Here is a 22,620-nt window from a genome sequence, read left to right on the forward strand (position 1 = left end):
CTGGTCCCCGACCGGCACGGCGTGATGCGGCACGGGCCTTGCCGGACCCCGCCTGACGAATGGTCCGGGTGATTAGCTCAGTTGGTAGAGCAGCTGACTCTTAATCAGCGGGTCGTAGGTTCGAACCCTACATCACCCACCCTTCCTCCTTCTCACCCGATCGCCGACAGCCTCGGTCGCTTGATCCATGGCGGCTCGGGCATGGACCGCCGCGCGGCCGCCTGGGCCTGGGTCCAGCGCAGGTGCAGGTCGGCGAAATAGGAATCGTCCTGCTCGATGCGGCGTTGCTCGCCCGACAGGAAATCGCGGCGCAGCGTCAGCAGGTCGAACGGCGCGCCCACGCCGACGTTGCTGCGCATCGTGGTCGAAAACGAGATCAGGCCCAGCTTGACCGCCTCGGCGAGCGTGGACTCATAGGCCAGACCGCTCTCGAGGATCGGCTTGCCGTATTTCAGCTCGCCGATTTGCATGTAGGGGGTGTCGCGCCCGCACTCGATGAAATTGCCCTGACTGTAGATCATGTAGAGCGCCATCTGGCCGCCCGCGATCTGGCCACCCAGCAGCATCGAGGCCGACGTGTTCAGGCTGTCGGCCTGCATCGCCGGCGCGATCGACAGGCGCACGCTGCGCAGGGCGTGACCCAGCAACTGGGCGCAGCGGAACAGCGACGCCGCCGTCTCCAGCGTCTCCGGCTCCTCGCCGACGTTCAGGTGAACCCCCTCGCGCACCATGGCCAGGGCTGTCTGGGTGACAGACAGATTACCTGCCGTGGCCACGGCCATGACCCGGTCGCCCGGTTTGTCGATGATGTGCAGCTTTCGATACGACGAAATATTATCGACGCCCGCGTTGGTCCGGGTGTCGGCGATCATCGCCAAACCCTCTTCGACCAGCATCCCTACGCAATAGGTCATGCGGCGCTTTATCCCCGGCCCGCGACATTCATTCAGCGAAGGTAGCAGATTCTCGCGACGGCAAGTCCTTCGATCACGCCTGTTGCTGGCTTTGTTGCATGTCGGCATCACGTACGCTCAGCCGCACCGCCATACGTTCGCCGCCGCCCCCATAACTGGCACCCCGGACGGGCGCCGCGCCCAGATAGTCCAGGCCGGTGGCCACCCGCACATAGCGGTCTGTGGCGCAGATGCCGTTGGCCGCATCGAAGCCGACCCAGCCCAGACCCTCGACCCAGGCCTCGGCCCAGGCGTGCGCGGCCTCCTGATCGTCCTGCCCGTCCCGACGCAGCAGATGGCCCGAGACATAGCGGGCGGGCATGCCCATCTGGCGCGCGCAGGCGATGAAGACATGGGCATGGTCCTGGCAGACGCCCCGGCCCAGGGCCAGCACCTCCGCCGCCGTATGGGTCGGCGTGGTCACCCCGACCTCGAAGGCGACCGACCCATGGATCGCGGCCATCAGCCGATGCATCCGGTCCAACGGTGGATGGGCCGAGAACTCCGAAGCGAAGACGGCGATCAGCTTTTCGCGCCGCGTCAGCGCCGTGTCGCGCAGGAAAACCAACGGCGACAACGTCTCCTGGTCGGGCGGCACCACCCCGGCGGTTTCTGTCGTCACCACATCGCCTGACACCCGGATGGTCAGGCTTTGGGTCGGCTGTTCGGTATAGAGGGTGTGGACGATGTTGCCGAACGCGTCCTCGGTCCTGCGCAGACGCGCGTCTACGTTCGTCTCGACCCGCCAATTGCGAACCTGCTGGGCCTCGGACGAGCGCGGGCTGAGGCGCAGCGTCTGGATGATGAAACGCGCCGCCCGGTCGTAGGCATAGGTGGTCGCATGGTCGATTCGGATGCGCATGCGGTCAGCTCAGATACTGGTCGTGGATGGCCTGGCCCAACCGGCCATTCTCGCCGAGGAAGGCTTGGATGTATTCATGCAGGCCGGACTGGAAGATGGCCTCGATGCGCGAATTCTCGAACGCTCTCATCCGGTCCGCCGCCAGCCGCTGGGCCGGGCCACGGCGGCCATAGTCGTTTGCCAGTCGCTCCAGATACCGCACGATCGACGCCTGACAGCTGGCCAGCGACCGCGGCATTTGGCGGTTTAGCACCAACAAATCCGCCACCAACCATGGCTTGACGCTGTCGCGATAGACCCAGCGATAGGCCGTCAGGGCCGAGACTTCGCGCAACAGCGTCGTCCACTGGAAATAGTCCAGCTGGCCGCCCACCCGTTCGCCCTCGGGCAGTAGCAGATGGTATTTCACGTCCAGCAGACGCGCCGTGTTGTCGGCCCGTTCGATGGCCGCCCCCAGCCGCAGGAAATAGTAGGCGTCGTTGCGCAGCATGGTCCGCGACGTCGCCCCCTCGACCGACAGGGTCACGGTCTTTACCCATTCGAGGAAATGGATGAAGTCGTCGCGTCGCGTCGGCTGGCCCTGATCCGCCAGTCCGTTCCAGGCCCCGTTTATCGCTTCCCACAGCTCGACCGTCAGGGCCGTGCGGACGGAGCGGGCATTGGTGCGCGCGCGGGTGATGCAGGCGGTGATCGACGACGAGTTGCGCGCCGAAAAGGCGAGGTATTCCCGCACCGACTTCTCCGTCGGCGACCGCCCCAGCGCTTTGGGCGCGCCGGCCGAGGCGAGCGCGCTGGCCCACACCGTTTCGGCACCACCGTCGCCGCGCGTGGGGATGGCGGCCAGCCTCAGGGTGGCTTCGAGAATGCGGGCGAGGAAGTCCGCCCGCTCGATATAGCGGCCGGTCCAGTACAGGCTGTCGGCGGTGCGGCTCAGCATCAGACGTCCAGTACCCAGGTGTCCTTGGTGCCGCCGCCCTGGCTGGAGTTGACCACCAGCGATCCGGGCTTCAGCGCCACGCGCGTCAGGCCGCCGGGCGCGACTTTCACCCCGTCAGGACCGCTGAGCACGAACGGTCGCAGGTCGACATGGCGGGCGCACAGTTCGCCCCCCGAACTCGACTTGTCCAGCGTCGGCGCGGTCGACAGAGCCAGCGTCGGCTGGGCGATGAAGTCGTCCGGGTCGTTGATCAGCTTCTTGCGAAACATCTCGATCTCGGCCTTCGACGCCGCGGGGCCGACCAGCATGCCGTAACCGCCCGATCCGCCGACCTCCTTGACCACCAGTTGGTCCAGTTTCGACAACACCTCCTTCAGCGCCTCCGGCTCACGGCAGCGCCAGGTCGGGACGTTCTTCAGGATCGGCTCCTCGCCGGTGAAGAAGCGGATGATCTCGGGCATGTAGGTATAGACCGCCTTGTCGTCGGCCACGCCGGTGCCGACGGCGTTGGCCAAGGTCACTGTCCCCTCCTGATAGGCCGTCATCAGGCCCGGCACGCCCAGCGACGAATCCGGCCGGAAGGTCAAGGGATCCAGGAAGTCGTCGTCGATCCGGCGATAGACCACGTCGACCTGCTGACGGCCCTGCGTCGTGCGCATGAAGACCTTGCCGTCGTCGACGAACATGTCGCGGCCCTCGACCAGATCGACGCCCAGTTTATCGGCCAGAAAGCTGTGTTCGTAATAGGCCGAGTTGAACGGCCCGGGCGTCAGCACCACGATCGTCGGATCGCTTCCGGCCGCCTCGGGCGCGCAGGCCCGCAGGGAAGACAGCAACATGTCGGCGTAGGTCTCGACCGGGCGCACGGGATAGTCGGCGAACAGGTCAGGGAACAACCGCATCATCATCTCGCGGTTCTCAAGCATGTAGCTGACTCCGCTAGGCGTGCGGCAGTTGTCCTCCAGCACATAGAAGCCGTCCTCGCCCGTCCGCACCAGATCGACGCCGGCGATATGCACCCACACCCCTCGCGGCGGCCGGTGCCCCTGCATTTCGGGCACATAGTGGGGATTGGTCAGGATCAGTTCGGCGGGAACGACGCCCGCCTTCAAGCATTCCTGCGTCCCGTACACGTCGGCCAGGAAAAGGTTCATCGCGGTCACGCGCTGGATCAGTCCGGCCTCCAGCCCCGCCCATTCCTGGGCGCCGATGATGCGCGGTACGACGTCGAAGGGGATCAGCCGCTCGCCGGATTCCGCGTCGCCATAGACCGCGAAGGTGATGCCCATACGGCGGAAGAACAGCTCGGCCTGACGCGATCGGGCCTGCAGCAAGCCTTCGGGCGCGTCGGACAGCCACTGCGCGAGTCCGCGATAGCTGTCGCGAACGCCGCCGCCGTCTCCGGACATTTCGTCAAAGGCCATGCCGTTCCCGAAATTAAGATGTCGCACCGTGGCCCCGACAGCGACGCTTGCGCAACAACAATGTGGCGGCGCTGCGAAGGTTCAATCGATGCTCGACGCAACACCCCAGGCAGTATCTTTTTCCTGCGCCATGCGGAGCGTTCGTCATCGCTCCGCCATAGCAGCTTCACGGTAGATTCGCCGGGCCGTCGACAAGACGGCATGAAGCACCGCTACGCCGCCTGATCTCAACCGCAGGGGGCTGCCATGATTCACCGCGTTCAACGCACTTCGGTCCTGCTCGGCGCAAGCGCGCTGGGCGTCGTCTGGGCCTTGGCCGGAGTCGAGCCGCCGCCAGTCTTCGGATCCTGACCGATGAAGCGGGCATCGCGCGCGGCGTCCCAAATCTCGCGCGCGCCCTGGCGCGGCATGTCGACGCCGAAGACCGACACCTGGCGCGTCCAGGTTTCGGACAGTGCTCGCGCCGTCTCCGGAACCCAGCGCGGCGGCTGCTGGCGCGACCAGTTTAGCGGCGAGACGGCGTTGAAGACCAGCATGAAGACGGTGGCCGTCAAGATCGCGCGGCTGACCCAGCGCCGGTCGCGCGCCGCTACGGGCGAGCTTAGCCGGAGATAGCCCGCCATCGACATGTGGATGCCGTCGTTGGCCCGCATCAGCACGCGGTGCCCGCCAACATTGGGCATATAGGCCTCGTACGCGCCGTCCGTGCTCGCGGTCGTGGAACGGTCTCGAGATAGGGTGCCCTCAGCGCCTTCATCCGCGCCTCGACCACCCCGTTGATCAGCGCCATCCGCCGCTTGAGCCGCTGGGTCTTCATGCGCGGCGGGCCGACCCAGTAGACGGCAACGTCGCGGCTCCGCAGGATGGCGACCAGATCGTCTATCCGCTTGCCGTAGGCGAGCTTCCAGCGTCCGTGCCGAAGTCGTGTATCGCCCCGTCCAGGGTGATGCCCCGGGCGTCGTTGGTGCCGAACAGGATGACCGCCACCTCCATGGACGTCTCGGCGATCTGCCGCTCGGTGTTGGCCTGAATGTCGACGTAGTCGTAGCGAGACAGGCCGGTCGACACCTCGGAGGATTTGGCCACCGGCACCTTCGGCTGATCGCGCAGGTCGAGGTACAGGCCGGTGTAGAGCCCGTCCGCCATCGAGTCGCGAACACGCCGATTCTCAGCGGGCCCTGCGCCAGTCGCGCGCCCAACGACGTCACGGTCAGACGGACGGGAGACGAAGGGGGCGGGCGGAACGGAACCTTCAAGCCCGGCCGAGGCGTTGGCCCGGTCGCCCGCCTCGCGCCAAGAAAAAAGGTTGATCGGCTCAGCCGAACCGGCCCTCGGCCCAGCGCGCTGCGAAATAGCCGCCCGTCGCCGACACGGTCGTCAGGGTCGTCCCCCAAGCCATGTCGATCAGCGTCAGCTTCAGCGACCAGACGTTCAGCGTCGCCTGATTGGTCAGGTCATAGGTCGCATAAGCGACGAAGCCCAGGACCGCTCCGCTGATGGCCGCCCGCATCCAGTTGCCATCCTTCAACGCCGGCGCGATGGCCAGGAAGACCGTGCCGAAAATGAAGATCAGATAGAACGCGACCGCCGCCTTCATGTCCGGCTTGTCCGCCAGGATCGGACCTAGAACGGGCTTGTAGAGCCGATCGGTCATGGTGGTCAGCCAGACCGCGTCGAGCACGGCGAAGGTCAGGCCCGCGCCCAGATAGGCGGCGACATATTTGATCATCGTTTCAGCTCCCTCATACCGGCTTCAGCAGATAATGACTGACCGCCCAGGTGTTTCCGTCGTCGTTGCCGAACAGGCCGGCCGTGGCGAGATAGAACCGCCGCCAGCGCCGTCGCCACAGGGCGGCGTCTTTGCCATAGGTCTCGCGCATCAGCTCCATCACCCGGTCGGCGTTGGCGTCCATATTGGCCAGCCAGTGATCCGCGGTGCGCTGGTAGTTCACGCCGTTCCACGTCCATTCGCGCTCGACACTGAACAGGTCCGGGAACTGACGCATCAGCCCCTGCGAGGGCATGATGCCGCCAGTGAAAAAATGCTGGGCGATGAAGTCGCCGCTGTCGGAATGGTCAAATCGGTACGGCGCATCCCTGTGCGTGAAGACATGGATGAACATCCGCCCGTCGGGCTTGACCCAGCCACGGGCGCGCTTCAGCAGCGCCCGCCAGTTGGCCATATGTTCGAACATTTCCACCGAGACGAGGCGGTCGAAGCACTCGCCCATCGGTAAAGTAGGCTGGAAGTCGTTCATGTCGCAGGTCACAACCGTCAGGTTCTTCAGTCCACGAGCCTGCGCATGGGCCTCGATGTGTCCGCGCTGCCCGTGGCTGTTCGACACCGCCGTAATCGCGGCGTTCGGATAGCGCTCGGCCATCCAGAGGCTTAACGAGCCCCAGCCACAGCCCAGCTCAAGAATCCGCATTCCATCCTTGATGTCCGCATGGGCGCAGGTCTCGGCCAGAGCCGCTTCCTCTGCCTCGTCCAGCGTCGTGTCCGGTGCCGGATAGAGGCAGGACGAGTATTTCAGCCGCTTCCCCAGGCAAATCTCGAAGAATTCGGGCGGCAGCTCATAATGCTGCGCATTGGCCGCTTCGGCGTGTTCCGCGATGGCGCGCTTGCCCATGTCGCGAGCGAAGGCGAGCTCATCATGAGGGCCGTCCCTGTCGAGCCGCTTCCGCGCCTCGCTGACCAGACTGTCGATCGCCGGACGGGTCACGAAGTCCGGAAATGGCGCATCCTGAAGGCGGCGGATGGCGACGTTGGTCAGATTCATGAAGGGAGGCCCGCGAGAGTTCGTTTATTATGCTTAAGCTACGGGCACTGGACAGGGTTGGATGAATTCATCCAACGTCCGTCGCCGGACGTAGCTGAGGGCAAGTCCTAGCAGGAATCCGTATGAGCCCGCATCTCGTCTCCCAGACGCCTCCGCCCGCAACGGGAAAACGCATCGCCGTTGTTGGTTCCGGCATCGCGGGCCTTTCGTGCGCCTGGCTGCTTTCGCAGGGCCACGAGGTGACACTTTACGAGGCCGACGACCGGATCGGCGGCCATTCAAACACCGTCGACGCGCCCTCGCCCAGCGAGCCGGTCGCCGTCGACACCGGCTTCATCGTCTATAACCCGCCCAACTATCCAAATCTGACCGCCCTGTTCGACCATCTCGGCGTGCCGACCAAAACGGCCCACATGTCCTTCGCCGTCTCCATCGACGACGGCGACTTCGAGTATTCCAGCCACGGCATCGGTGCCCTTTTCGCCCAGAAACGAAATTACGCCAGCCCGAAATTCTGGCGCATGATCAGCGACCTGCTGCGGTTTCAGAAAGAGGCGCCCCGCGACCTGCCGTCGCTCGAACGGTCGGGCGAGACGCTCGAAGACTACCTAGTGCGCGGCGGATACGGTCCCCTGTTCCGCGACGCCCACCTGCTGCCGCAGGCCGCCGCCATCTGGTCCTGCACCATGGGGCAGATGGCCGACTATCCCGCCGCCTCGTTCGTCCGCTTCTACATGAACCACAACCTGCTCAAGGTCGACATGAAGCCCAACTGGCGCACCGTGCACGGCGGCAGCCGCGCCTATGTTAACCGGCTGGTCGAGGCATTCCGGGGCGAGATCGTGACCCGGGCCGGCATCGCGGGCGTGGTCCGGGGCCTGGACGGCGCGGCCCTGCGCTTCGACGACGGGCGACTGGAACGGTTCGACGCCGTGGTGCTGGCGACCCATTCCGACCAGGCCCTGCGCCTGCTGGACGCGCCGTCGGCCGATGACCGCCGTCTGCTCGGCGCCATCGGCTACCGGCCCAATCGCGTCATCCTGCACCGGGACGTCAGCCTGATGCCCAAGCGGCGCAAGGCCTGGGCCGCTTGGACCCACATGGGCTATTCCGACCGCGCGGGCGAAGGCGGCGTCACCTACTGGATGAACGAGCTGCAGAGCCTGGCCGGCCCGCCGCTGTTCGTCAGCCTCAATCCGGCGAAGGCACCCGACCCGGCCCTCATCATCGGCGAATGGGACTACGAGCATCCGGTGTTCGACGTCACCGCCGTCGCGGCGCAGAGCGAGTTGTGGTCGCTACAGGGTCGGCGAAACGTCTGGTTCGCGGGCGCGTGGTTCGGGGCCGGCTTCCACGAGGACGGCATCCAGTCTGGCCTCGCCGTGGCGGAACAACTGGGCGGCCTGCGCCGTCCATGGTCGGTCGAGAACGAGAGCGGCCGCATCCATGTGACCTCGTCGCCCGCGCCTCTGGCCAAGGTCGCGTGACGACCACGAGCGCCCTCTACGTCGGCGAGGTCGTGCACCAGCGCACTCGGACCTTCGCCCACCGTCTGCGTTATCGCGTCTTCATGCTGCTGCTCGATCTGGACGAGGTCGAGGCGCGCAAAGGATGGCCGCGCCTGCTCGCCCGGGGTCGTTTCGGTCTGATGAGCTGGCGCGCCGCCGATCATGGGGACCGATCGGGACGGCCCTTGCGCACGCAGGTCGAGGGCCGTCTGGCCGAAGCCGGCATTGACGTCGACGGTGGCCCTATCCGCCTGCTGACGATGCCGCGCATCCTCGGCTACGGCTTTAACCCGATCAGCGTCTGGTTCTGCCACAGGCGCGACGGCGAGATCGCCGCCCTGCTCTATGAAGTCACCAACACCTTCAAGGAACGCCACAGCTATCTGATCGCGGTTCCCGGCGGGGAGACCGGGCCGTTACGCCAGACCGCCGAAAAGTCCTTGTTCGTCTCGCCCTTCATGGACATGGGCCTGACCTATGACTTCACGGTCAATCCGCCCGGCGAGGTCGTGTCCGTAGTCGTGGCCGCGCGACGCGGCGAGACGCCGGTCCTGACCGCCAGCTTCGCCGGCCGCCGTCGCCCGCTGACCGACGCTCAACTGGCCCGCGCCTTCGTCACCCACCCCCTGCTGAGCTGGAAGGTCATGGCGGGGATCCATTGGGAGGCGCTGAAGGTCATGCTCAAAGGTGCCCGCTATCGCGATCGCGGCCCTGCCCCAAAACTTCCCGTGACGGTCGGCCGCGCGCGCTGAGCCTCGTCCAACTCCGATACCCATGGCCAACCTTGCCGCCGCGCGCGCATGGTCTTATGGAGCGAGAGCGGCCGTCGATATTCATCGGGCGGTGAAAATATCGAGGACGCATGCGCAAGATCTTCCCCGACGCCAAGGCGGCGCTGGACGGCTTGACCTTCGACGGCATGACCGTCATGTCCGGTGGGTTCGGCCTGTGCGGCATTCCCGAACACCTGATCGCCGCCCTGCGCGACAGCGGGGCCAAGGACCTGACGGTCATCTCCAACAACGCCGGAGTTGACGGCTTTGGCCTCGGCCAGCTGCTCGGAACGCGCCAAATCGCAAAAATGATCTCGTCCTATGTCGGCGAGAACAAGGAGTTCGAGCGCCAGTATCTGGCCGGCGAGCTCCAGCTCGAGTTCAATCCGCAGGGCACCTTGGCCGAGCGCATCCGCGCCGGCGGCGCGGGCATCCCGGCCTTCTTCACCGCCACCGGCGTCGGCACACTGGTCGCCGACGGCAAGGAAGTCCGCGACTTCGGCGGCCGCTACTACGTGATGGAAACCGGTCTCGTCGCCGACCTGTCGATCATCAAAGCGTGGAAGGCCGACGGCCGCGGCAATCTCCAGTTCCGCAAGACGGCGCGGAACTTCAATCCGATGATGGCCACGGCCGGGAAGGTCACCGTCGTCGAGGTCGAGCACATCGTCCCGACCGGAACCTTCGACCCCGATCAGATTCACACGCCGGGCATCTATGTCGATCGCATCGTCCTGACCGTGCCCGAGAAGCGCATCGAGCAGAGAACCGTGCGCCAGAGGGAGCCGGGCTCAAGTAACGAAGCGGTAGCCCAAGGAGGGAAGTTCTGATGGCCCGCACCCGCGAACAGCTCGCCGCCCGCGCCGCCCGCGAACTGCAGGACGGCTTCTACGTCAACCTGGGCATCGGTATTCCGACCTTGGTGGCCAACTACATTCCGCACGGGATGGAGGTCACCCTCCAGTCCGAGAACGGCATGCTGGGCATGGGCCCCTTCCCCTATGAAGACGAGGTCGACGCCGATCTGATCAACGCCGGTAAACAGACCATCACCGAGATCGCCGAGAGCAGCTATTTCAGCTCCGCGGACAGTTTCGCCATGATCCGTGGTGGGCACATCAACCTGTCCATCCTGGGTGCCATGGAGGTGGCCGAGAACGGCGACATCGCCAACTGGATGATCCCGGGCAAGCTGGTGAAGGGCATGGGCGGAGCCATGGATCTGGTCGCGGGGGTCAAGCGCGTCGTGGTCGTCATGGATCACGCCAACAAGCACGGCCAGTCCAAGGTGCTGAAATCCTGCACCCTGCCCCTGACCGGCACCGGCGTGGTCAGCCGCATCATCACCGACCTGTGCGTCTTCGACGTCAAGCCGGACGGTGCGGGTCTGGAACTGATCGAACTTGCCGAAGGCGTCACCCTCGACGAGGTCGCGGCCAAGACTGAGGCAACCTACACCGTTGCCGATAGCCTCAAGTCGTAGTCATAGTCTCGCCAGGCCGGTCGAGGAACCGGCGCGGTGGGAGTTCTGACCACGGCCGACGGTACCTATCGCTGGCTGGGCAATGCGCCCAAGCTCAATCCCGCGAGGGTCGAGGCCATCCCTGCCGCCTATGACGACGCCGACGTCGCGACCTTCGGCGAGCCGGCCCGCGCACCACCGTCGAGCGCATCGACCGCGCCGTGGCCGCCGCTGGAGCAAGCGCGTTCGCGGACGCCTCCGAGGCTCTGGTTCAAGTCAGAGCGTCCCTCGCTGCGCTAAAGGCTGGGCATTTCGAGCCACGCCGGGGACTGGCCGGCCTGTTCGACAGCCGCAAGAAACGACTGAAGGGCTTTCGTCGGACCTACGCCCAGGCCGCGGCGATCCTCACCGATGCAACCGAGACCATGACCGCCCGCGTCAGGGCCTCAAACCTTCACTCAGCGGCGCTGGACGGCGTCTGAGGGAAATGCGCGGCGCGGTCACCGATCTGGACGTCCACCAGTCCGCCGCCGCCCGTCGGGTTTCAGTACAGGCCGCCGACGCCCGCGCCGCCGGGGCGTTGACACGCTGTGCGGAGGGCGTCGCCGCCTGGCGCGACGGCTGGAAGGATGCCTTGGGCCGGGCCGGCAAGCGGCCGAAGAGAGTCCAGCCCGATCCGACCGTCCTGGTGGCGATGCGCGACGACCTGCTGGCCCTCATCGACCGCGCGGTGGTCGAACGCCGGATGTCAGCCGTCAGAGCTTCACTTTAGCGGGCGTTGGCGTCTGTCCAGCTTACGATCTGGGTGTTCAGGTCGCGCGTCGCGACGTCGAAGGCTTCGACGATGGCCGAGACCCGGTTTTCGCCGGCCGGCTGCTCGACGGTAAAGACCCGCTCGGCCGCAACTGTCCGTTCCGGCAGGATCAGCATCCGCACTCTAGCCGCCACCACCACCGTCGGAACCGCGCCAGGGACAGAATAGCGCGCTTCGAAGGCCCGCACGTCGACGTCGAGTGAGCGCGTGCTCCTGGTCAACTCGCGCGGGCCGATAAGCCGTACCCGCGTCGCTTGGGCGGCGAAGGCGTTCTCCAGGCTCTCCATATACAGGTCGGCCGCCGGCGAGACCCAGCGCGCGCCCGCGATATAGGCGGTCTCTGTGCCGGTCACGCCCAGCAGCCTGTCGCCCTCAACCGCCTCGGGAAATTCGGCCCGGCGCAGCACCACCTGAACGGGAGAGGATAGAGCCGCGCCAGATGGCTCGGCGCCGCCGCCGAAACGGTAGGTCTGGGCCGGGTCCGGCGACGACAGCAGGGCGCAGCCGGAAACAGAGAGGGCGGCCACCGCCAAGGTGGTCAGACGCATCAGGGGAAAGCGGTTCACGGCTGGACCTCCATTTCCTTGGTCGGCGGACGGCTGATGAAATCGCGCGGGCTGGAGCGGACTTCGTCGATCAGGCCTTCCAGCGAACGCGTGGCGTCCTCCAGACCCAGGATCGACTGCTGCAGCTGTGGCAGGCCGGTGGTGGCGAACTCGTTCAGCGGACCCTCGACATTGGTCGCGGTGCGGTTGATCGAGGCCACGGCCGCCCTCGCCTCCTCGGCCGCGCTGTTGATGTTGGCCACAGCCGCGCGTCCGTCGCCCTCGATGATCCGGCGACTGCTGGCGGCCAGCGCCTCGAACTCTCCGACCGCGGCATTGGCCTTGGTCAGAGCCTGTTCGAGCTGCGTCAACATACCTTTTCGCGCTTCAAGCTCGCTGGACAGCGATTCGACGTTCTTCACGCTGGTGGAGAACGAGCGGATGTTGTCGTCCGACAGGACCCGATTGATCCGGTTCAACGCGTCGACCGTCTGGGCCAGCACCGTGCCGGAGCCGCTCAATAGTTCAGCAATGGGCGACGACTGGCTCTGGAGCACCGGCACGACGCCGTCAGGATACTGGGTCTTAAGGATCGCGCTGTTCGGGTTGCCGGCCGTGATCTGAATGTAGTTCAGGCCGGTGATGCCCTGCGGCTCCAGTTGGGCCCGCGAGGTCACGCGCACCGGCGTAGTAGCCTCCACGCGGATGCGGGCGATGACCTGGTCGCCCTTCTTCGGGTCCAGGTTCAGGTCGGTCACCTCGCCCACGCGGATGCCGTTGAAATGCACCTCGCCACCCTCCGAAAGACCGCGCACAGGCCCGTAGAAGACGATGTCGTAGACGTCGAAGTCCTCGTTGAATGACAGTCGGGCCAGCCAGATCGTAAACACCGCGAGCGCCGCCAGAAGGGCAACGGTGGCGATGCCGACGGCGGCATAGTGGGCGTCTCGTTCCATCTCGTCCGCTCTCCTCAGGCGGCCTTCGTCGCAGCGCGACCGCGGGGTCCCAGGAAGTATTCCTTGATCCAGGGGTGGTCTGAACGCTCCAGATCCTGAACCGTCGCCTTTTCCACCACATGTTTGTCGGCCAGCACGGCGACCTTGTCGGTGATGGCGTAAAGACTGTCGAGGTCGTGAGTGATCATGAAGACCGTCAGGCCCAGATCGTTCGACAGCTGCCGAATAAGCGAGTCGAAGGCGGCGGCCCCGATCGGGTCCAGCCCCGCTGTCGGTTCGTCGAGGAACAACAGCTCGGGATCCAGCGCGAGCGCGCGCGCCAGACCCACCCGTTTCCGCATGCCGCCCGACAGTTCGGCGGGCTTCAGATGGTGCGATTCCGGCTTCAGACCGACCATGGCGATCTTCATCTCGGCCAGTTCGCGGATCACGTCCTTGGACAGGCCGGTATGCTCGATGAGCGGCGAGGCCACGTTGTCGATGACGCTGAGCGCCGAGAACAGCGCGCCCTGCTGGAACAATATGCCCGTGCGACGCTCCACGTCCGCGTGATCCGCTGCGGTCATGGTGGCCCGGTCATAGCCGAGCAGCGTGATCGAGCCGCCCTCCGGCTCCTTCAACCCGATGATCGAATTCAGCAGGACCGTCTTGCCGGTGCCAGATCCGCCGACGACGGCCAGCACCTCGCCTCGCTCCAGGTCCAGGTCCAGATTCTCGTGGATGGTGCGCTCGCCGAACTGGCTGAGCAGGCCGCGCACCTCCACCAGCCTGTCCGGTGCCGGAGCCGCCCCGGTCGCCTGCGGGGGCGCGGTCACAGGTTCAGCTCCTGGAAGATCAGGGCGAACACGGCGTCCAGGAAGATGATGGCGAAGATGGCCTGAACGACCGCCGCCGTGACCCGCCGGCCGAGGCTTTCGACGTCGCCGGCCACCGCCATCCCCTGACGGCAGCCGATCGCCGCGATCACCACAGCGAAGACCGGGGCCTTGACCAGGCCGACCATCAGATGGGTGCCCATCATCGGGTCCTCGCTGATTCGCTGGACGAAGAAGGATGGGCCATAGCCTAGCTGGCTCCAGGTCACCAGCAAACCCCCGAACAGACCGGCCACCATGCCGATGAAGGTCAACAGCGGCAGCATGACGATCATCGCCGCCAGCCGGGGGATGACCAGCGCCTGGAAGGGGTTGACCCCCATCACCTGCATGGCGTCGATCTCCTGGTTCATTCGCATCGATCCGATCTCGGCCGCGAACGAGGAGGCCGACCGCCCCGCCAGCAGCACCGAGGTGATGACCACGGCGAATTCTCGCAACACCGAGACGGCGACCAGTTGAACGGTGAATACCGACGCGCCGAACTGGGTCAGCAGATTGGCCCCCAGGAAGGCGATGACGGCGCCGATGAAAAAGTTGGTCACAGCGATGATCGGTATGGCGTCCAGCCCCGACCGCTCGACCTGGCTGAACCAGGCAGCCCAGCGGATCCGCCCGGGGTTACGCAGGGCGGCGCCGGCGGCGACGATCAACCGACCCAGGAAGGCCATCGACAGCGTGGCCTCGGCCGCGATGTCCTGGACGCCGCGCCCGACCTTGGCGAAGCCGCGGATCCAGCCCGGCGACTGCGGCGGCGGTCCGGCGCTTTCGCGCTCCAGCTTCTCGACCATGGCGTAGGTCCGGCCGGCTTCGGGCCGCTGGACCCAGGCCGTCTGCGGCAGCACGCACTTGCTGGCCTGAACGATGGCCAAGGCACCGGCCGTGTCGAACCGGCCCATTTCAGCGAGGTCAACGGCGTCCACGCGCCGGTCATGCAGTTCGCTGTCGAGCCGGTGCGAGATTCGCCCCAATTCGGTCGCAGTCCAGTCGCCGGTGAGACGCAGGGTCAAGACCTGCGCGCCATCGTCGATCTGGAAGTCCGCTACGGCCATGCCCCTACCTAGATTGCGTCGGTCATCTTGCCTACGCCTGCCGCAAGGCAAAGCTGGGACCGGTGTGACAACGCCGCCCCGGCGTATTCGTTCAGACATGCTGTCTGGTTGTTCGCGCCATCACAAGAGGGCCCGGGCCGCCCTCGGGTCCTCCACGCAGCTGGCGCGCTCCGCCGCCCGACCCGCTTCATCGAGAATCCGCAACCAATGGGCGGGGGTCCACAGTCATGATCAGGTCCTGTGTGACCGCGAACGACGATTTATCTCCTCAGTTCAGGTAGTTAAGCAGAGACACCTGACGCAGCTGGCTGATCACCTGAGCGGAAGCCTGGATGGCGATCTGCGACAATTCCAGATCGGTTATGGCTGCTGCCATGTCGGCGTCGGTGCGATCGGACACCAGTTCGCCAAGTGCGTTCAACTGGCCCTGATGACTCTTGTTGACGCTCTCGACCTGATTGGCCAGCGATCCGGTCTTGGCGGTCTTGTCGATGATCGCAGTCGCCGCCGGTTCCAGCCGTGCCAGCTGGGTAGTCAGAAAATCCTTCTGGACCTGAGTGACCTTGCCGGTTAGGGGGCCGCCGGGGCCGGCGTGATAGATCTGGATGTCGCGCAGGATCTCGAAGATCTCGGCCCCGACCTCATTGGCCAGGAAACCCGTCTCCAGCGTCGTGCCCTCGGCGACGCGGCTGGCGGACTTCAGCGTGTCATTCCTGAACACCGACGCCACCGTCGGCGCGGCCGACAGTTGCGCCAGGTTGGCGACGGACACCGGCGAGGTCGTGGTCGCGGCACCAGCGAAGATATAGCCCCCTTGGTGGCGCATGGTCAGGCCGCCGCGCACCGACTGGAATTGGCCCTCCAGCTCCAGCATCAGCGGCCCAGCCGAGTCCGTGGCGAGAACGCTGCCGATCGCCTGGCGCAGTCCGGCGACGCCATCGCCGATCTGGATCAGGGCCAGGTCCTGCGTCGTAAGGCGCGCGCTGACCGCATGCGCCGTCTCCATGAACCCCTTGATCCGGCTCTCGGCCCCCTTCAGCGCCGTCAGCGTCTCGGACTGTCGGCCGAAGCCGGTCAGGTCCGTAGCGATCTTCTGGGTGGACACCCGCTCCTGCGCGTCCGCAGCGCGCGTTTGGGCGCGCATCAAATCCAAAAGGGCCGATTGATAGTTTCCGAAGGTCGCGATGCGGTTCATCAGATCATCCCCAGAAGCGTGTCGTACATGTCCTTGGCCGCCTGGATCATGCGGGCCGAGGCGTTGAAGGCCTGCTGATAGGTGGTCATCAGCACCAGTTCCTCGTCCAGATTGACGCCTTCCAGCGCCGTCTGCCGAGCCGAGGCCTCGGTCGAGAGGGCTTGGGCGGTGTCCCGCCGGTTCTTCGCCGCCGAAGCTTGGCCGCCGATGTCGCCGGACAGCTCCGAGGCATAGCGCGACACCGAAATGGACCCGCCGGACGCCCCCCCAGCCGACTGGAAATTCGCCGCCCGCTCGCCGGCGTCGGCCAGCAGCAGCGCGCCGCGTCCGTCCCCGATGCTGAGCGCGGCCGTGCCCGGCGCTGCGGCCAGATTCAGCTGGGCGAAGGCCAGCTTCGACGGTGACTGACGGATGTCGGCGCGGATCGAGAAGCCGTCGGCCCTAGACGATCGCACCCCGCCGCCAATGCCGAACAGTTCGGTCAACGATACGCCAGACGGGACCTGGAGGGTGGTGTCTTCGAACACGCTCATCGTAGGCGCGGGGTTCCCGATGCCCGCGAAGGACAAGGATCCGTCCGCCGCCAGGCTGAAGCTTCCGAAGCGCCCGATGCCGTTGGCCGGGCTGTTCAGCTGGGCCAGCAGATCGCCGACGCTCCCGCCGGCCGGCACATTGACCTTCAGATCGCGAATCTTCGCGCCCGTCTCGCCCGTGAACCGGAAGGTCAGGCTCTCGCCGGCGGTAAAGCCATGTGGCGACCCGAGCGTCATCCCGAGATCGTAATTCGAGGGCCGGTCGGTCGAGATCAGGTCGTTCAGGCCAAAATAATGCGAGAAGCCCCGTCCGGCCTTGAACGAGGGGGTCGTCGCATCGTCCGCGACGGCGACGCCGTTGGTTCCGGCGGCCTGGATCGACAACTTGCCGTCCGTGAAACTGGCCGTCGCTCCGCCCAGCTGGCCGTTCAGAATAGTCAGGAAGGTGGTCGGGTCGGCCGCTACGCCGTTGACCGTCATGGTCGCGCCGGAGAAGACGATGTCGGCGCGGGACACGATGGCCCCGGCTGGATTGGTCACCGCGATGGTCGTCCGACCGCCGAAGCCCGCGATGGCGCTCTCCAGCGTCTGGCCGACGTTGCGGCCCGTCAGTCGGTTCGGTGCGGGGACGGCGGCGTTGGCATTATGGCCCCGGTTCAGTTCGTCGGCGACTTGAGACACCAGTTCCGCAAGCCGCTCGGCCGCCGCGGGAGCCTCGTTGTCGCGAAGTTCGATCAGGCCCTTGATCTCACCCGATATGACGCTGTCCAGCAGCGAGCGCTTCTGGCCACCCGGCTCGGTGACCCAGACGTCGTTGAAGGCGGTCTCGCCCGTGACGGACCCAGCCCGCACATACTCCAGCGTCGCGACTCCCTGCCCGGCCAGCAGCGTACCCGTGCCGGTCCGTATCGACACGCCGCCGACGGGGCGAACGGAGACGCGCACGTCAATAAGCTCGGACAACTGGTTGATCAGCGGCGCCTGGGCCGTCTCGGCACCGGACGCGTCGCCGAAGACCGCGGTGGCGCGGGCGATCTCCAGGTTCAGGCCCTCGATCTGCGCCAGCAGACTGTTGGCCCTCTCGATGGCGCTCTGGATGCGGCCGTCGGCGTCCTCGCGCACGGCTTGGATGGACTTGCCGATGCGACTGGCTTCATCAAACAGCGCCTGGGTCTTGAACAGGGCATCCTGACGGCGGGGCGAGGAGACCGGATCCTCGGCACTGGAGGCGAAGGCGGAAAACACGCCGTGGACCTGTGAGAAAAAGCCCGCCGTGCCGCCGGGGTCGCCGAACAGCGACTGGATGCGGTCGTACAATTCATAGCGCACCCCCTGACGCGCGGCCTCAGCGCCGGCGTTGAGGCTGGCGGCCTGCAGGAAACGGTCGGTAGCCAGGCGGATGCGCGCGACCTCGACGCCCGAGCCCACGCCTTGGCTGGTCAGGGTGCGTTGCTCGGCGATCTTCCTGACATAGCCCGGCGTGTTGACGTTTGAGACATTGTCCGAAACGACGCGCAGCTGGGTCTGGGCCGTGTTCAGGCCCGACGCGGCCGTGTTCATGATGGCGTTCAGCGACATGGACGACCCTCCCGCGAAGCTCGCCCAATACCGCCGACACCCGGCAAGGCCTGCCAGCCGACGCGCGTTTTTTGCCCGGCCCTTCGAAGGGGTCGTGCCGCCAAGTCGTTGATTTTCCGCGAGATCGCGTTTCGCGTCTGTGTCATGACCGATGAGGGGCGCAAACTGCGGGCCAGCTGGGAATGCCAGCCCGGCGCCGGGCAAGAATGGTCGGCACGCGGCAAGTTTAGACTGGCGCAAACCCCCAGTCGCTCTCGTCTATAAACGGTAATACGACCGTATTTCAACGCATTGGGCGTCGCGCCTGCACTGGCCCGCGACTTGCGCCGGGCTTTCCGAATGTATGGCGCAGCAAGCGCCCAAGTCACCTACGCCTCGGCGTTACCCCCTCGGGACCATGTCCGCGCAAGCCGTGCTGTCCGTGATCGCGCCCACCATTTCGGCCCCCTTCAAAGGGGCGTCGGAGGCTGTCGATTCCGGCTTCGAGAGCATGCTGGCCGAGGTGGTCGAGTCCGACGTCGGCGAAGACGCGGCCGCTCCGCCCGAGGACAAGGCCGCATTGGACGCGGGGCAAACCAATCTGTTCGCGACGCCTGTTCCCGCGAGCCATGTTCCCGTTACGCCGCCTCCTGTCACGCCGCCTCCAGTAACGCCGCCTGTGCTGGTGAATCAGTCCGGAGAGGAAGCCGCCCCTTCGGCCCCGGCCGCTCCTGATGCCAGACAACCAGGCAATGACAACCTTCCGGCACCAGCCAATGGGCCGGACATGTCGGCGATCCCCAACATCAGGACGTCTATCGCTGGTGACGCCGCCACCGTCACCAAGGCAGCGGACCGAGAGACAACCCAGACGAAGGCCCAGGCGACGGCCGCGCAGGCGGCGATCGCGCAGGTCGCCACCGCGACGCCCCCGCATGCCGCCCCGGCGCTTCGCCCGTTGGCAGAGCGGACTTCAGAGCCTGTCGAGGTCGCGGCTAAAGACTTTGACACCTCCACCGAGCCGAGAGCGTCCGTGTCCAATCCCGCATCGACGCCCGCCGGGGTTCAGATCGACGGCGGTGCCAAGCCGGCCGAACCTGCCATCAAGGCCGGCGTCGAAACGACCTTCCCACCCCTGAACGACGCCGAACCCGAACCCGAAGCCCAGGCCCCCGGCGACGTCGCGACGACCCAGACGCAAGCCCCCGCCACGACGCGCGACGTCACCCTGTCCGGACTGTCGCGCACCACCATCGACGCCACCGCCCAGATCGCAGCCCAGATCCTGCGCAAGCTCGAGGGTCGCGGCACCCGCTTCGAAATGGCGCTGCACCCCGAGGATCTCGGTCGGGTGGACGTCAGGCTGGACATCGATTCCCGCGGTCGCCTGTCGGCGCGTCTCGCCTTCGACAATCCGGCGGCCGCGACCGATCTGCGCGGCCGCGCCGATGAACTGCGCCGCCAACTTGAGCAGGCCGGCTTCCACCTGGCCGATGACGCCTTCGAATTCGCGGAGCGCGACAGCGGGTCCAGCGCCTTCGACCGGGGCCAGAATGCGCGCCACGGTCAGAGCCGCGCCTTCGCCGCCGCCTCGCGCCTCAACGCTGAAATCGACGTCGCCCAGCCCCCGCGCTGGCTGGCGATCAAACTCTCGCCTTCGGGCGTGGACATGAAGGTCTGATCGATGATCGATGCCGTCTCCAACACAGCCGCCACCAACCGGATCGCCGCCGGCTCGTCCCTGCTGGCCTCGAACTTCGAGACCTTCCTGACGCTGCTGACCTCGCAGTTGAAGAACCAGGACCCGCTGTCGCCGGTGGACTCCAACCAGTTCACCGCTCAACTGACCCAGATGGCCGGCGTCGAGCAGCAACTGTTGACCAATGACCTTCTGAAGAGCCTGGTCGCGGCCCAGAGCGGCGGAGGTCTCGCCAGCGCCGCCACCTACATCGGCAAGGACGCCACGGCCGCTTGGTCGGCGACCAAGATGACGGACGGCAAGGCCACCTGGAGCTACGAGCTCGGCGCTAACGCCGCTTCGGCCAAGCTCCAGGTTCTGGACGGCTCGGGCAAGGTGGTCTGGGAAGGCGACGCGCCGGACAAGACCACCGGCCTGCACGACTTCACCTGGGACGGAAAGGCCACCACCGGTTCCAACGGGCAGGACGGTCGGGTCTACTCCCTGAGGATCGTCGCCAAGGACGCCCAAGGCGGCGCTCTGGACGCCCAGGTCCTGACCCGCGGCCGCATCACCGGCGTCGAGATGTACGACGGCGAGCCCTATCTGACCGTCGGAAACTCCATCCTGCCCCTCTCCACCGTGATCGCGCTGGAAGAGGGCAAGCCAGCCTCAGTGCCCGCCAATGACGGCAAGGACCCCGGACTGATCCAGTCCATAGCCTCAGCCTTCAACCCCCTGAAACTGTTCTCTTAAGGAGCCCCACGCCATGAGTATCAACAGTGCCCTACTGGCCGGCGTGTCCGGCCTGAAAGCCAACTCCGCAGCCCTCGCCGCCATCTCGCAGAACATCGCGAACGTGAACACCGTCGGCTACAAGCGAACAGCCGGCGAGTTCTCGACCGTGATCAACAGCCAGGCGCAGGGAGCGGGCTATTCTGCCGGCGGCGTCTTGGCCACGGCCCGGCACTACACCAGCCAGAACGGCCAGCTGCAGCGCACAACCTCCAACACTGATCTGGGCATCTCCGGCCAAGGCTTCTTCGTCGTCACCGAAAAGCCCGAGAACCTCGATGTCACGGACACGCGACTGTTTACCCGCGCCGGAGCCTTCCGAGTCGACAACCTCGGCTATCTCAAGAACACTTCGGGTCTCTATCTGCAGGGCTGGCCGGTGGACGCGGACGGCACCGTTCCGACCGACCCGTCGGACCTGAGCCGCTTGCGCACCATCAACGTGGGTTCCGTCGGCGGCACGGCCGAAGCCACCACGCGGGTCCAGCTGAACGCCAACATCAAGTCCAGCCAGACCGTCTCGGCGGAAGCCGCCGACGCCGCGTCCGTGCCCGTCGGCGCGAACGCCTATAACTCGACCACCAACTCCATGGCCATGTTTGACCCGGAGACGGGGGCCGGGGTCAAGCCGGACTTCGAACTGACGATCCCCGTCTCGGATTCCAAGGGCGGTCAGCGCACGGTCGCGATCTCCTTCCTGAAGAGCACGACGCCGAACCAGTGGTTCGCTGAAATCCGGGCCATTCCCGCGTCAGACGTGATCACCGGCGCGGGGCTCAGCAATAGCCAACTGAAGTCCGGTCTGGTGGCCTTCACGCAGGACGGGCGCCTGGACGCCGACGCCATGGCCGCCTTGGGCGCGGCGGCGCTGTTCCCGGATCCCGACGCCGCGACCCTGACCTTTGGGGCTTCCGACGCGGCCGCCCCCGGAGCCGGAATTGTCAATTGGGCGGCGGGACTGGGCATCGACGACCAGGTCCTGACCTTCGACCTCTCGGCATCGGCCGGCGGCCTGACCCAATACGATAGCGCTTCGGTGGTGCAGGCGGTGCTGACCAACGGCACCACGTTCGGCAACCTGTCCGAAGTCAGGATCGACGACAGGGGCTTCGTCACCGCCATCTTCGACAACGGCGTCACCCGCCGCATCGCCCAGATCGCTCTGGCCACCTTCCCCAGTCCCGACGCCCTCAGCCAAACATCCGGCAACGCCTACCGGGTCAGCCAGGGCTCCGGCACCTTCAACCTCAAGGCCGCCGGCAGCGGTGGGGCCGGCCTGATCGGAGCCTCGCAGCTGGAGGCCTCCACGGTCGACCTGTCAGTCGAGTTCACGGGCCTGATCACCACCCAGCGGGCTTACTCCGCCTCATCCAAGATCATCACCACGGCCGACGAAATGCTGGCCGAACTGATCAGCATCAAACGCTGATATCCAGGTAACTAACGGTTAGTCTGCATGAAGACTTCGCTATCCATTGAGCGGGTGCACGGAGGGCATTTTAGCCTTTCCTTCACCACGACGCTTAAACGGCCCTTAGCCGCCGACCTCTATCGTTCGACCCTTAGTGATGGTGGTCAATGAGGCATAAGCCCATGTTGCAAGAGCGACGTCTTAATACGCTAGGCGAACAGTATGTGGTCGGTCCGACGGGCACGCCGCTGACCCTGCACGATCTCCCGCCGGCCAATACGGACCGCTGGGTGATCCGCCGCAAGGCAGAGGTCGTGGCGGCCGTTCGCGGCGGGCTGATCAGTGTGGACGACGCGCTCGCGCGCTATCGTCTGACGGCCGAGGAATTCCTGGCCTGGCAGAAGGCCATCGACAAGTGGGGCATGCAGGGCCTGCGCACGACGCGCATCCAGCACTACGATCGCGCCCGCTAGGGTTTTGAACTCCCCGAAGCCCGACGGCCGCTTCCGG

At 66.0% G+C, this 22,620-nt stretch carries 24 protein-coding genes and 1 tRNA gene; 11 read left to right on the forward strand and 14 right to left on the reverse strand.

From position 1 onward, the window contains the following. Positions 1-66: 66 nt before the first annotated feature. Positions 67-139: transfer RNA gene (locus tag ACESMO_RS07335), tRNA-Lys, on the forward strand. A gap of 13 nt (positions 140-152) precedes the next feature. Here the strand turns inward: ACESMO_RS07335 and ACESMO_RS07340 are convergent. The 8 genes from ACESMO_RS07340 to ACESMO_RS07375 form a co-directional block, all read right to left on the reverse strand. Beyond that, positions 153-914, reverse strand: coding sequence for a peptidase (locus ACESMO_RS07340; RefSeq protein ID WP_372707505.1), 762 nt, complete (start codon positions 912-914; stop codon positions 153-155). 73 nt (positions 915-987) lie between these two features. Then, on the reverse strand, positions 988-1,815 hold the full coding sequence (locus ACESMO_RS07345; RefSeq protein WP_372707506.1) for a transglutaminase domain-containing protein: 828 nt from the start codon (positions 1,813-1,815) through the stop codon (positions 988-990). A 4-nt stretch (positions 1,816-1,819) separates the two neighbouring features. Next, complete coding sequence (locus ACESMO_RS07350) at positions 1,820-2,752, reverse strand: alpha-E domain-containing protein (RefSeq protein WP_372707507.1); 933 nt, start codon at positions 2,750-2,752, stop codon at positions 1,820-1,822. Further along, positions 2,752-4,176 (reverse strand): circularly permuted type 2 ATP-grasp protein, encoded by a 1,425-nt coding sequence (locus ACESMO_RS07355; protein WP_372707508.1) that lies wholly within the window; start codon positions 4,174-4,176, stop codon positions 2,752-2,754. The genes ACESMO_RS07350 and ACESMO_RS07355 overlap by 1 nt, the downstream gene beginning before the upstream one ends. Positions 4,177-4,436: 260 nt before the next feature. Further along, a complete protein-coding gene (locus ACESMO_RS07360) occupies positions 4,437-4,859 on the reverse strand; it encodes a hypothetical protein (protein WP_372707509.1) in 423 nt (140 codons plus the stop codon). Between the two features lie 196 nt (positions 4,860-5,055). Continuing rightward, positions 5,056-5,322, reverse strand: a complete 267-nt coding sequence (locus ACESMO_RS07365; RefSeq protein ID WP_372707510.1) for a hypothetical protein — start codon at positions 5,320-5,322, stop codon at positions 5,056-5,058. A 169-nt stretch (positions 5,323-5,491) separates the two neighbouring features. Next, positions 5,492-5,905, reverse strand: coding sequence for a DUF2177 family protein (locus ACESMO_RS07370; RefSeq protein WP_372707511.1), 414 nt, complete (start codon positions 5,903-5,905; stop codon positions 5,492-5,494). Positions 5,906-5,918: 13 nt separating this feature from the next. Then, positions 5,919-6,956 carry a cyclopropane-fatty-acyl-phospholipid synthase family protein gene (locus ACESMO_RS07375; RefSeq protein WP_372707512.1) on the reverse strand — a complete coding sequence of 346 codons (1,038 nt, stop codon included), beginning with the start codon at positions 6,954-6,956 and terminating at the stop codon, positions 5,919-5,921. A 122-nt stretch (positions 6,957-7,078) separates the two neighbouring features. Between ACESMO_RS07375 and ACESMO_RS07380 the strand changes: the two genes are divergently transcribed. The 6 genes from ACESMO_RS07380 to ACESMO_RS07405 all read left to right on the forward strand — a co-directional run bounded on the left by ACESMO_RS07380 (position 7,079) and on the right by ACESMO_RS07405 (position 11,471). After that, the gene (locus ACESMO_RS07380) at positions 7,079-8,443 is read left to right on the forward strand and encodes an NAD(P)/FAD-dependent oxidoreductase (protein ID WP_372707513.1); all 1,365 of its coding nucleotides are present in this window, start codon (positions 7,079-7,081) and stop codon (positions 8,441-8,443) included. After that, complete coding sequence (locus ACESMO_RS07385; protein ID WP_372707514.1) at positions 8,440-9,216, forward strand: DUF1365 domain-containing protein; 777 nt, start codon at positions 8,440-8,442, stop codon at positions 9,214-9,216. Before ACESMO_RS07380 ends, ACESMO_RS07385 begins: the two co-directional genes overlap by 4 nt. Before the next feature lie 110 nt (positions 9,217-9,326). Next, positions 9,327-10,067, forward strand: coding sequence for a CoA transferase subunit A (locus ACESMO_RS07390; RefSeq protein WP_372707515.1), 741 nt, complete (start codon positions 9,327-9,329; stop codon positions 10,065-10,067). After that, the gene (locus ACESMO_RS07395; protein ID WP_372707516.1) at positions 10,067-10,720 is read left to right on the forward strand and encodes a 3-oxoacid CoA-transferase subunit B; all 654 of its coding nucleotides are present in this window, start codon (positions 10,067-10,069) and stop codon (positions 10,718-10,720) included. Before ACESMO_RS07390 ends, ACESMO_RS07395 begins: the two co-directional genes overlap by 1 nt. 36 nt (positions 10,721-10,756) lie before the next feature. Beyond that, the gene (locus ACESMO_RS07400; RefSeq protein ID WP_372707517.1) at positions 10,757-10,999 is read left to right on the forward strand and encodes a hypothetical protein; all 243 of its coding nucleotides are present in this window, start codon (positions 10,757-10,759) and stop codon (positions 10,997-10,999) included. Positions 11,000-11,186: 187 nt separating this feature from the next. Further along, on the forward strand, positions 11,187-11,471 hold the full coding sequence (locus tag ACESMO_RS07405) for a hypothetical protein (protein ID WP_372707518.1): 285 nt from the start codon (positions 11,187-11,189) through the stop codon (positions 11,469-11,471). Here ACESMO_RS07405 and ACESMO_RS07410 read toward each other — a convergent pair. From ACESMO_RS07410 to flgK, 6 genes are all read right to left on the reverse strand, one after another. Further along, complete coding sequence (locus tag ACESMO_RS07410) at positions 11,468-12,079, reverse strand: ABC-type transport auxiliary lipoprotein family protein (RefSeq protein WP_372707519.1); 612 nt, start codon at positions 12,077-12,079, stop codon at positions 11,468-11,470. The two genes, ACESMO_RS07405 and ACESMO_RS07410, sit on opposite strands and share 4 nt — an antisense overlap. Next, entirely contained in the window at positions 12,076-13,014 is a 939-nt protein-coding gene (locus ACESMO_RS07415) for an MlaD family protein (protein ID WP_372707520.1), read from the reverse strand. Before ACESMO_RS07415 ends, ACESMO_RS07410 begins: the two co-directional genes overlap by 4 nt. Before the next feature lie 14 nt (positions 13,015-13,028). Beyond that, on the reverse strand, positions 13,029-13,829 hold the full coding sequence (locus ACESMO_RS07420) for an ABC transporter ATP-binding protein (RefSeq protein WP_372707521.1): 801 nt from the start codon (positions 13,827-13,829) through the stop codon (positions 13,029-13,031). Further along, entirely contained in the window at positions 13,826-14,941 is a 1,116-nt protein-coding gene (locus tag ACESMO_RS07425) for an MlaE family ABC transporter permease (RefSeq protein ID WP_372707522.1), read from the reverse strand. The genes ACESMO_RS07420 and ACESMO_RS07425 overlap by 4 nt, the downstream gene beginning before the upstream one ends. Before the next feature lie 268 nt (positions 14,942-15,209). Beyond that, positions 15,210-16,136 (reverse strand): flagellin, encoded by a 927-nt coding sequence (locus tag ACESMO_RS07430; protein WP_372707523.1) that lies wholly within the window; start codon positions 16,134-16,136, stop codon positions 15,210-15,212. Next, positions 16,136-18,247 carry a flagellar hook-associated protein FlgK gene (gene flgK, locus ACESMO_RS07435; protein ID WP_372707524.1) on the reverse strand — a complete coding sequence of 704 codons (2,112 nt, stop codon included), beginning with the start codon at positions 18,245-18,247 and terminating at the stop codon, positions 16,136-16,138. Before flgK ends, ACESMO_RS07430 begins: the two co-directional genes overlap by 1 nt. Positions 18,248-18,644: 397 nt before the next feature. On the opposite strand from flgK, the gene ACESMO_RS07440 reads away from it, so the two are divergent. The 4 genes from ACESMO_RS07440 (at position 18,645) to ACESMO_RS07455 (ending at position 22,583) form a co-directional block, all read left to right on the forward strand. Further along, positions 18,645-19,907 carry a flagellar hook-length control protein FliK gene (locus tag ACESMO_RS07440; RefSeq protein ID WP_372707525.1) on the forward strand — a complete coding sequence of 421 codons (1,263 nt, stop codon included), beginning with the start codon at positions 18,645-18,647 and terminating at the stop codon, positions 19,905-19,907. A gap of 3 nt (positions 19,908-19,910) precedes the next feature. Continuing rightward, positions 19,911-20,660, forward strand: coding sequence for a flagellar hook assembly protein FlgD (locus ACESMO_RS07445; protein WP_372707526.1), 750 nt, complete (start codon positions 19,911-19,913; stop codon positions 20,658-20,660). Between the two features lie 13 nt (positions 20,661-20,673). Then, a complete protein-coding gene (flgE, locus tag ACESMO_RS07450) occupies positions 20,674-22,128 on the forward strand; it encodes a flagellar hook protein FlgE (RefSeq protein WP_372707527.1) in 1,455 nt (484 codons plus the stop codon). A 164-nt stretch (positions 22,129-22,292) separates the two neighbouring features. Beyond that, on the forward strand, positions 22,293-22,583 hold the full coding sequence (locus ACESMO_RS07455) for a DUF1153 domain-containing protein (RefSeq protein WP_372707542.1): 291 nt from the start codon (positions 22,293-22,295) through the stop codon (positions 22,581-22,583). The last annotated feature ends 37 nt before the right edge of the window (positions 22,584-22,620 follow it).

This window comes from Brevundimonas sp. (genome assembly GCF_041688735.1).
GTDB lineage: Bacteria > Pseudomonadota > Alphaproteobacteria > Caulobacterales > Caulobacteraceae > Brevundimonas.

What these genes read in the sequence shown, in the direction of transcription:
- ACESMO_RS07425 (WP_372707522.1), bottom strand. Translation starts at nt 14,941, where the DNA reads ATGGCCGTAGCGGACTTCCAGATCGACGATGGCGCGCAGGTCTTGACC.
- ACESMO_RS07370 (WP_372707511.1), bottom strand. Translation starts at nt 5,905, where the DNA reads ATGATCAAATATGTCGCCGCCTATCTGGGCGCGGGCCTGACCTTCGCC.
- ACESMO_RS07430 (WP_372707523.1), bottom strand. Translation starts at nt 16,136, where the DNA reads ATGAACCGCATCGCGACCTTCGGAAACTATCAATCGGCCCTTTTGGAT.
- ACESMO_RS07345 (WP_372707506.1), bottom strand. Translation starts at nt 1,815, where the DNA reads ATGCGCATCCGAATCGACCATGCGACCACCTATGCCTACGACCGGGCG.
- ACESMO_RS07395 (WP_372707516.1), top strand. Translation starts at nt 10,067, where the DNA reads ATGGCCCGCACCCGCGAACAGCTCGCCGCCCGCGCCGCCCGCGAACTG.
- ACESMO_RS07360 (WP_372707509.1), bottom strand. Translation starts at nt 4,859, where the DNA reads ATGCCCAATGTTGGCGGGCACCGCGTGCTGATGCGGGCCAACGACGGC.
- ACESMO_RS07350 (WP_372707507.1), bottom strand. Translation starts at nt 2,752, where the DNA reads ATGCTGAGCCGCACCGCCGACAGCCTGTACTGGACCGGCCGCTATATC.
- ACESMO_RS07440 (WP_372707525.1), top strand. Translation starts at nt 18,645, where the DNA reads ATGTCCGCGCAAGCCGTGCTGTCCGTGATCGCGCCCACCATTTCGGCC.
- ACESMO_RS07415 (WP_372707520.1), bottom strand. Translation starts at nt 13,014, where the DNA reads ATGGAACGAGACGCCCACTATGCCGCCGTCGGCATCGCCACCGTTGCC.
- ACESMO_RS07355 (WP_372707508.1), bottom strand. Translation starts at nt 4,176, where the DNA reads ATGGCCTTTGACGAAATGTCCGGAGACGGCGGCGGCGTTCGCGACAGC.
- ACESMO_RS07365 (WP_372707510.1), bottom strand. Translation starts at nt 5,322, where the DNA reads ATGGCGGACGGGCTCTACACCGGCCTGTACCTCGACCTGCGCGATCAG.
- ACESMO_RS07340 (WP_372707505.1), bottom strand. Translation starts at nt 914, where the DNA reads ATGACCTATTGCGTAGGGATGCTGGTCGAAGAGGGTTTGGCGATGATC.
- ACESMO_RS07405 (WP_372707518.1), top strand. Translation starts at nt 11,187, where the DNA reads ATGCGCGGCGCGGTCACCGATCTGGACGTCCACCAGTCCGCCGCCGCC.
- flgK (WP_372707524.1), bottom strand. Translation starts at nt 18,247, where the DNA reads ATGTCGCTGAACGCCATCATGAACACGGCCGCGTCGGGCCTGAACACG.
- ACESMO_RS07375 (WP_372707512.1), bottom strand. Translation starts at nt 6,956, where the DNA reads ATGAATCTGACCAACGTCGCCATCCGCCGCCTTCAGGATGCGCCATTT.
- ACESMO_RS07455 (WP_372707542.1), top strand. Translation starts at nt 22,293, where the DNA reads ATGTTGCAAGAGCGACGTCTTAATACGCTAGGCGAACAGTATGTGGTC.
- flgE (WP_372707527.1), top strand. Translation starts at nt 20,674, where the DNA reads ATGAGTATCAACAGTGCCCTACTGGCCGGCGTGTCCGGCCTGAAAGCC.
- ACESMO_RS07445 (WP_372707526.1), top strand. Translation starts at nt 19,911, where the DNA reads ATGATCGATGCCGTCTCCAACACAGCCGCCACCAACCGGATCGCCGCC.
- ACESMO_RS07390 (WP_372707515.1), top strand. Translation starts at nt 9,327, where the DNA reads ATGCGCAAGATCTTCCCCGACGCCAAGGCGGCGCTGGACGGCTTGACC.
- ACESMO_RS07380 (WP_372707513.1), top strand. Translation starts at nt 7,079, where the DNA reads ATGAGCCCGCATCTCGTCTCCCAGACGCCTCCGCCCGCAACGGGAAAA.